The organism is Coprobacter sp. (assembly GCF_982436375.1).
Genome location: NZ_CEWDCG010000126.1, coordinates 1 through 9,203, shown reverse-complemented (window position 1 = coordinate 9,203; position 9,203 = coordinate 1). Strand labels below are relative to the sequence as shown.

Sequence of the window (9,203 nt, the reverse complement as noted above, 5' to 3'; positions counted from 1 at the left end):
AGATAATTTTATATCAAAATAAATATTTGGTAATAAAGCAGATATAAAACACGCTACATTTTACAAAAATTTTTATTCTACAACAACAATAAAAAACAGAAAGAACCGTTACATAATTAAGTGAGCTAATTTTATTGGGAACATACGATAAAAAGGCTATATTTGTCCCATTGAATTATGTTTATCTGCAAAAATTATTTTTAATGAAAACAAATATACTTTACTTATTCCTTATTTCCGTCGCCTTTTTCTCTTGTAAAACACAATCAGATATTGCTTATTTTCAAGACTTAGAAAATAAATACAATCAAGGTATAGCAATTGATACTTTATTAAACTACGAATCTAAAATTATCCCTGACGACATATTATCCATCTATGTATCGGCAGAAGATCCCAATGCAGTCGCAATATTTAATCTTCCTGCTGTCAGTTATTTATATACAGGTCAAACTGACATTACAGCAACCCCTAAACTGCAAACATATCTTGTCGATAAAAATGGAAATATAAACTATCCTCAACTCGGGCAATTGCATGTCGCAGGATTAACTCGAAAACAATTAGAATCTCTTATCAAAAACAAAATAGAAAATTATGTAAAAGAACCTTTGGTCACTGTCGATATTCTCAACTTTAAAATTGTTATATTGGGAGAAATAAACAGACCCGGTACCATCAGTATATCAGGAGACCGCATATCAATTTTAGATGCAATAGGTATGGCCGGAGACTTATCTATATACGGAAAAAGAGAAAATATATTATTAATCAGAGAAAATAATGGGAAAAAGGAGTTTCATCGATTCGACTTAACTGATCCAGCAATCTTTTCATCCCCATATTACTATTTACAAAAAAATGATGTCATATATGTAGAACCCAACAAAGCTAAAAAAGCTGCGGCAAAATACGGATCTGACAAACAGTTTAATATAACAATCACATCAACTATCATCAGTGCTGTATCTACAATTGCAGCTTTGTTTATCGCAATATTCAAATAAATAAAAATTACAGTAGTCATGAATAGTATAAGCCAAAATAATAACAACATAACAAATATTTTAGCTTTAATTCATTCTTATATCAAACATTGGTATCTCTTTGTTATATCAATTATAGGTTGCCTGGGGCTTTGCTTTATTTATTTAAAAATAAAAACCCCTATCTATCAAGTTAATGCAAGTATATTAATACAATCAGAAGATGGGAAATCTTCAGGAGGACTACAATCATCCTTACTTAAAAATTTCTCTTTCGGAGGACTTGTCGGTGGTGGTGGTGAAGTAGATGATGAAATTCATGTAATATCATCACACTCGACATTGCGAGAAACCGTCGAAAAACTTAAATTAAATCAAACATATATTATTAATAAAGACTTTATCCGTAAAAAAGATGTATATAACCAATCTCCGATAAAATTGATTGTCCCCTCATCTATCGAAGACACTTTATCGGCATCTTTACGATTTAAAGTACACATATCAAAACAAGGCAAAATTGATATTACTGCCCGTAAAGGCAGAAAATTTATTGGAGAAGTCGAATCAAATAAATTTCCGGCAATATTATCCACTCCATACGGAATTTTCTCATTTGACTCGACATGTTTCTTTAAATCCGGGAAAAAATTAAATCAAACTATCTATTTAAGCGGGTATGATGATGCAGCTGAAAACATATCTAAAAATATAGATATGTATATCGCTACAAAAAAAGCAAATTTAATACGCTTAGGCATTCTTGAAAATAACATACAGAGGGGGAAAGATCTTCTGAATACAATTATTACAACATACAATGATAACGGCATTCAAACAAAAAACTTGGAAGCTTCACAAACAGCCCATTTTTTAAATATCCGTATAGACTCTATTATTACGGAATTATCTGAAATAGAAAAGAAATTCGAATTATATAAAAGGAGTAACAACCTGACGAACATCGAAGCTGAAGCTAAAATCATTTTGGAACAAAACGGAATATTTAAAGAAAAATTAGTTGAAACAGAAACTCAACGTCAGATAGTTTCGCTAATCGAAAAGTTTATGTCCGACCCTCAGAACAAATATTCTTTAATGCCATTCAACAGTGGGCTTTCTGACAAATCATCAATTGAAGCCATACAAAGTTATAATGAATTAATTCTTAAACGATTAAAGTTACTTCAGACAGCCAAACCCAATAGTCCTACCATAAAACTGATCGAACAGCAGATCGATGCCAATAGGGAAAATGTGCAAAACACAATTTCAAATATGAAATCGGGGATAGAAATTGCATTAAAAGATTTACACGCTCAAGAAAAAACTTTTATCTCCAGAATAAAAAACATGCCTACCCAAGAAAGAGAATTTATAAATATAAAAAGACAACAACTCATAAAAGAAGAGCTATATTTATTTCTTTTACAGAAGAAAGAAGAAAACGCAATTACTTTAGCCGTAGCAACCCCTAAAGGGCAAATTGTAGATAAAGCATATAATATAAATAAGCCAGTAGGAGCGACACGTTTAATGTTACTTTCGTTCAGTATCCTTATAGGATTACTACTCCCTATAGTTTATCTATACTTAAGAAATATCTTTAAAACAAAATTCGGAACACGTTCTGAACTTGAAGCATTAACCGATATTCCTATTTTAGGAGAAATATGCACAAACGACACAAATGAAAATATTGTAGTCAAGGATGGAAGCACATCTCCTATTTCAGAACTTTTCAGATTATTGAGAAGCAATATTCAATTCATATTAAATGGAAAAGACGAGAAGGTTATTTTAGTTACTTCCAGTACTAGTGGCGAAGGCAAATCTTTCATCAGCAGCAATTTTGCCAAGACATTAGCCTTATCTAGGAAAAAGGTAATTCTTATCGGTATGGATATAAGGAACCCTCGCTTAGGAGACTATTTGAAGTTACAAAATAAATATGGTTTAACAAATTATTTAGCAACAAATACGATAACAATACCAGAAATTATTGTCCCCAAAGTTTTGCACGACAATATGGATATAATTTTAGCAGGGCCTATTCCTCCTAATCCGGCAGAATTATTGTCAAGTGAAAAGCTAAAAGGCCTTATTGACGAACTCAAACAAACATACGATTATATAATCTTGGACACAGCACCTGTCGGATTAATCTCTGACACATTCAATTTTGCATACATTTCCGACATGACAATATACGTTTGCAGAGCCAACTATACGACCAAGGATAACATCAGGTATGCAAATACCCTTGTACAAAACAATCGATTGAAAAAGATGTCATTTGTCATCAACGCAACAAACGCGAAACAAGGTTACGGATACGGTTATGGAAATAAAAATGCCCAATAAACGTCATCCGTCAATATTATTTAAACCCAATATTGACCTACAGTACAAAAAAAATACTTTATACACTTGTCTGTTAAAGATTTTAAGTGTCGTCACGAGTTTTATAATTGTACCTATCACCATCGATTTTGTTAATGCCGAAAATTACGGTATTTGGCTTACTCTCAGTTCAATGGTCACTTGGATAAGTTTTTTCGACTTAGGACTTACGAATGGATTAAGAAATAAGTTAACAGAAGCGATTTCTTTACAAAAATATAAACTCGCCAAAACTTATATCAGTACATCATACGCTTTATTGTTTGGCATATTTTTTATATTATGGCTCATCATCACACTTACAATGCCATATCTCAATTGGGTAGAAATATTAAAAGTTTCTACCACAAATGCCCCTAATATATCACAGGCTTTTATTATAATTTTTTCTTATTTTTGCCTGTCATTTGTGCTAAAAATCATCAATATCGTTTTATTTGCCGACCAAAGAGCTGCAATGGCATCTTTAATTGATGTTTCAGGTCAAGTTGTAGCCTTAATAGTCATCTATTCATTAACCTTGGTCACTAAAGGTTCTCTATTGCTTTTATGTATCTGTTTATGCATGACACCACTTATAGTCACTATTTTGTTTTCGATCTTTTTATATCGAGGAAAATATAAAAAATTAAGTCCATCCATAAAATATATAAAAATAAAACATATAAAACCTTTATTTAACACTGGAAGTAAATTTTTTATCATTCAAATTGCAACAATCATTCAATACCAAATGTCCAGCTTCATCATTGCTCGAAATCTCGGGATGAACGAAGTCACGGATTTCAATATTGCATATAAATATTTCGGGGTTCTCACGATGGCAATTACAATTTTATTATTGCCTTTTTGGTCTGCTGCAACCGATGCATATACAAGACAAGATTTCATGTGGCTAAGAAATAAAATAAAACAATATATCAAATGCGTCTTACTATTAACCATAACAGGAATCATCATGTATGTTTGTTCCGGACAACTCTACTATGTATGGCTAAAAGAACGTATCGATATATCAACTACCCTCTCGTTTTGGGCGATGTTATACAATATCATATGTGTTTTCTCTCATCCATTCGTGACATTGCTAAATGGTATCGGAGCAATAACAATACAACTCTATGTCAGCCTTATATCCCCGCTTCTTTTTATAATAACAGCCACACTATTAGTACAAAACACATCTTTAGGAGCTAGCGCGGTCCTCATAGCATCGATCATCTCCAATTTCTATGGATTCATTATCGCACCGATTCAGTATAGACAAGTCATTATTAAACATAAAAAAGGGATATGGATAAAATGACAAATACCACAACTGTTTACACCGAAAAAAAAGAAGAAAGATATATTATTCTTTTCTTAACGGGCTTAGCACTATATTGCATAGGTTACCTATTGCGGCGTATAGGAGAAGAAACCGATATAATAAGACAACCGTTACAATATCTGGGATTTTTTATCTTGATAATCGCTGCCTATAAAAGCATCTCTTTCAGAAGAAACCATTACAGCACATATATCCAATATTCGATGTATGCATTGCTGCTATGGCATATATATACCATATTACATAATTTTTCGATCACTTCAGAGTCTCTGATGACCTATTTCCAACCCTATTTTTTCTTTCATTTATTTGTACCTCTCATCGTATTTTTCCCGACAGACAAGTTGGTACATTATTTCATTCGATGGGGACTTATATGCATTCCGTTTTTTTTCATATTTGGTATTCTTTTTATAGTTCCTTTATTCAAAAACCAATCTTTCACTGAACAATTTGTATGGGTATTAGGAACCACCCCGGCATTTTTATATTTAATATCACCTTATTTACGAAATAAAAACATATTGTATGCCGGAATTATTACGGCATTGTCTGTTTTGATTCCAACCATCATGGCAAGACGTAACCTAATGTTGACTTATGGAAACTTCTTTATTTTGGGAACGTTAATATTATCAATCTCTAAATTGAAACACCATATCCAAGAAAAGATGATCGGGATATTGTTTCTTTGCATCAGTTGTTTTGCCTTATATGCTTTTTTTTCTTCAGGGGATCTTGGAATATTTCAAAAAATATATGACCGGATATCTGTCAATAATCGAGAAGAGCTATTTATATCATTTATAGAAGACATGTCTCAAAAAGACTGGATAATCGGGAAAGGCATTGACGGAACTTATTATGCTCCGGGTATCGATGGGCAAGAGTTCGATTCTGTCGAAGACAAAGACGATCGATTTCTGATCGAATGCGGTTATTTACAAGTCATATTAAAGGGAGGAGTAGTAAACTTAATATTATTATTAAACATATTCATATCGGCAATATACTTAGGATTATTCAAATCTAAAAATAAATTTTGCAAAATTGCTGGATTTGTTATTTTACTTTGGTTAATAGATATGTTCCCATGGGGAATGCCAGCTCTTGACTTTCGGTATCTATTAGTATGGATATGCTCTGCTATATGCATAAATAAAAATATCAGAAATTTCTCTGAAGAACAAATTACCAAGTATTTCGCTTTATAAATCAACACTGATGGATTCACTAAAGATACTCGTTCTTTCTGCAACAGCTCCAAAAATTATAGAACAAGATCACGACTATAATGGAAGAGGATGGATAGATTCATATATAAATTTATTCTCTTCTGATTCTAGTATCAAATTATTTGTTGCATATCATACCCGATATCCCGACAAACCTAAACAAATCAATAATGTAAATTACTATCCGGTAAGGGACGGACTAACGTATAATTTCAAACCTTTTAATATAATTCCCCGATATTTAGGCAAAAAGGAATGCCTCAAAGATATTGACAATTTTATGAGTATCTTAAACACAGTCCAGCCGGATATAGTTCATTTATTCGGAAGTGAATGGTGTGGAATCAGACTTTTAAAATATTGTAAATTTCCTATTGTCCTTCATCTGCAAGGGATCGTGTCAATATATAATTATTCATTTCTTCCTAATGGAACAAATTTATGGAATTTATATCTCAACTCATTAAAAGTCCCCATAAAAACAATACGCATTTGGAAGAACAGATTGGGATAAAGAAAGTATTAAACTCATTGCTCCGAATTGCAAATATTTTTATATAAACGAAATATTGAGAGAACCGTTTTATATTGCAAAAAAATGGAATAACCCTGTAAATAATAAAATAACAATCCTATCTACCATTTCCGATTCTTCATATAAAGGTCTTGATGTCATATTCAAAACCATAAACGTTTTAAAAAAACTATCCAAACAAAAGATAGAATGGAGAATTGGAGGAATATCCGATAAGTCGGAATCTGTGAAGTTATATAAGAAACTGCATAAACACAAAGAATGTGTAAAATTTTTAGGAATCTTATCCGCGCAAGATATAATAAAAGAATTACAAAATGCGACCCTATATTTACACCCTTCACATATAGAGAACAGTGCCAATAGTATATGTGAAGCACAATATATTGGGACACCGACCATTGCAACTAATGTTGGAGGAACAAGCTCAATATTATCAAATGATGCAGGTATATTAGTCTCTCCTAATGACCCTTATGAAATCGTATCTGCCATCTTAAAAATATGGAACGATAAAGATTTTGCATTAAAATTATCACGAAATGAAATTTTAACGGCAGAGAAAAGACATGATAAGATAATTATAAAAAAACAAACGATCAACGCTTACAAAACGATTATCAATGAAGTTATCAATCATAACAATCAACAGAAATAACGCAATAGGATTAGAACAAACTATCAAAAGCGTTATTTCACTGAAATATTCAAACTTCGAGTATATTGTCATAGACGGTGCTTCCACTGATAACAGTATCGATATCATTCGTAAATACGCATCGAGTATCACATTCTGGATATCAGAGCCAGATAAAGGTATATACAATGCAATGAATAAAGCGGTCGATTTTGCTTCCGGAGAATATATATTCTTTCTTAATTCAGGGGACATTTTTACGGACGGTTGTTCTTTTGATTTTATGAATAATGCGACAACTGACTTCATATTTACAAGCGTCATTATGAATAATAAGCATATACGCATAAAATCAACCCCCCCCAAACGGCTCAATAAATTCGATCTCTACGAAGGAATATGTCATCAAGCAACCATAATAAAACGTAGTGTATTTATAGAGCAAGGAAAATACGATGAAGAGTTTAAAATCATTGCTGATTGGGGATTACTGATAAAAGCAATCTGTTTAAATAAAAAGTCTTATACAATTGTCCCTGAAACATTAGTAAAATATAATACTCAAGGCATAAGCTCACAAGCATCAATGCATAAAAACATTCTTCTGCAAAAAAAGAACTTCAATACTAAATACGGATTTCATATAAATAAATATTTTTATTATCTTTATCGATTAAAACCTTATATATTAATTCGACGTATTTATATGAAAATAAGTCACATTATAAACCATTATAACAAAAGGTAAAAACTTTAATCAAAGCATTCAGGATACAAAAACATTATATAAATTATAAAAAAAATCACCATGAAAGTATTGCTAATCAATAAATATTTTTACTTAAGAGGTGGTGCAGAAACTGTTTTTTTCAAAACAATTTCATTATTAAAATCAAAAGGTCATGAGGTTATACCAGTATCAACTAAAAACAAAAAAAATTTCTCTGGTGAGAACCCTTATTTTATAGACTATCCCGAATTCAGGGAGATCCCACTCAAGCATAAAATACAAAATATAAAATCGTTTTTCTTTAATAAAGAAGCCTCAAAAAAAATCGAAGAAGCCATATTGAAAGAAAAGCCAGATATTGCACACATTCATTTAATGTTCAGTAGTTTTTCTGTCTCAATTTTACCGATATTAAAAAAATACAATATTCCCGTCGTTATCACTGCCCACGATTACCGGCTCGTTTGTCCAGCATCAGCTTTATTAAACGGAAAACTACAAATATGTACAAAATGCCAAAATGGAAGATACTATAACTGCTTTATAAACAAATGCGGAAAATCCGGTTATTTGGAGAGCTTTCTTTTCATGGCAGAAATGTATTTCAGAAAAATATTCTATCCAGTTAACCATTATATCGATACCTTTATTTTTGTCAGCCAAGCATCTTTCCAACTTTATGCCAAATTAAATCCTGAATTTAAAAAATATAACCATCAGGTTATCTACAATCCGATAGAAATTAAAGCTGCATATAATCCACATCGGGGAAATTATATACTTTATTTCGGACGTTTATCTGAAGAAAAAGGAATAAAAACATTAATACAAACAGCCAAACGACTTCCCGATATCCAAATAAAAATAGCGGGAAATGGAGGCCTCGTACTAAATGATATTCCACACAATGTCGAACTTCTCGGCTTCAAATCAGGAAAAGATCTGAAAAAAACAATTTCCGAATCATCTTTTATAATTGTTCCTTCCGAATGGTATGAAACATTTGGACTAAGTGCGGCAGAAGCCATGGCGCTAAGCAAACCTGTTATTGCATCTAATATCGGAGGACTTCCTGAAATTGTCGAAAATGGTATAACCGGATATTTATTTAATTACGGCAATACCGAATCACTTTACCAGACGATACAAACTGCCATAAATATAGACGATTGCACTTATTATCAAATGTGTAACAATGCATATAATTTTATTCGGAAATTCTCGGAAGAAAAGTATATAAATAATATTATAGAGTTATACCAAAATAATCTCAAAAAAAAATAATTTCCTCCTAGGGATATTCAGTAAATGTCCCTAAAAAATAAGATGGCATATGAAGATGATGGC

Annotated in this window: 8 protein-coding genes; all 8 read left to right on the top strand. The window is 31.7% G+C overall.

Translation table 11 applies throughout. The annotated features are described in order from the left end of the window. The first annotated feature begins 203 nt into the window (after window positions 1-203). From AC1WHX_RS08070 to AC1WHX_RS08035, 8 genes are read left to right on the top strand one after another with little or no spacing between them, the layout of a single operon-like run. Window positions 204-1,007, top strand: a complete 804-nt coding sequence (locus tag AC1WHX_RS08070) for a polysaccharide biosynthesis/export family protein (protein ID WP_302545099.1) — start codon at window positions 204-206, stop codon at window positions 1,005-1,007. A gap of 18 nt (window positions 1,008-1,025) precedes the next feature. Further along, window positions 1,026-3,350, top strand: a complete 2,325-nt coding sequence (locus tag AC1WHX_RS08065) for a GumC family protein (protein ID WP_481229122.1) — start codon at window positions 1,026-1,028, stop codon at window positions 3,348-3,350. Next, the gene (locus AC1WHX_RS08060) at window positions 3,328-4,695 is read left to right on the top strand and encodes a lipopolysaccharide biosynthesis protein (RefSeq protein WP_022389560.1); all 1,368 of its coding nucleotides are present in this window, start codon (window positions 3,328-3,330) and stop codon (window positions 4,693-4,695) included. Before AC1WHX_RS08065 ends, AC1WHX_RS08060 begins: the two co-directional genes overlap by 23 nt. After that, window positions 4,683-5,933, top strand: coding sequence for a hypothetical protein (locus tag AC1WHX_RS08055; RefSeq protein ID WP_122338191.1), 1,251 nt, complete (start codon window positions 4,683-4,685; stop codon window positions 5,931-5,933). The genes AC1WHX_RS08060 and AC1WHX_RS08055 overlap by 13 nt, the downstream gene beginning before the upstream one ends. Window positions 5,934-5,943: 10 nt before the next feature. Continuing rightward, window positions 5,944-6,468: a hypothetical protein gene (locus tag AC1WHX_RS08050; protein ID WP_481229120.1), complete on the top strand. Its 525-nt coding sequence runs from the start codon at window positions 5,944-5,946 to the stop codon at window positions 6,466-6,468. Window positions 6,469-6,523: 55 nt separating this feature from the next. Beyond that, a complete protein-coding gene (locus AC1WHX_RS08045; RefSeq protein WP_481229118.1) occupies window positions 6,524-7,147 on the top strand; it encodes a glycosyltransferase in 624 nt (207 codons plus the stop codon). After that, window positions 7,113-7,874 (top strand): glycosyltransferase family 2 protein, encoded by a 762-nt coding sequence (locus tag AC1WHX_RS08040; RefSeq protein WP_022389559.1) that lies wholly within the window; start codon window positions 7,113-7,115, stop codon window positions 7,872-7,874. The genes AC1WHX_RS08045 and AC1WHX_RS08040 overlap by 35 nt, the downstream gene beginning before the upstream one ends. 60 nt (window positions 7,875-7,934) lie before the next feature. Beyond that, window positions 7,935-9,140 (top strand): glycosyltransferase family 4 protein, encoded by a 1,206-nt coding sequence (locus AC1WHX_RS08035; protein WP_122338192.1) that lies wholly within the window; start codon window positions 7,935-7,937, stop codon window positions 9,138-9,140. Window positions 9,141-9,203 lie beyond the last annotated feature (63 nt).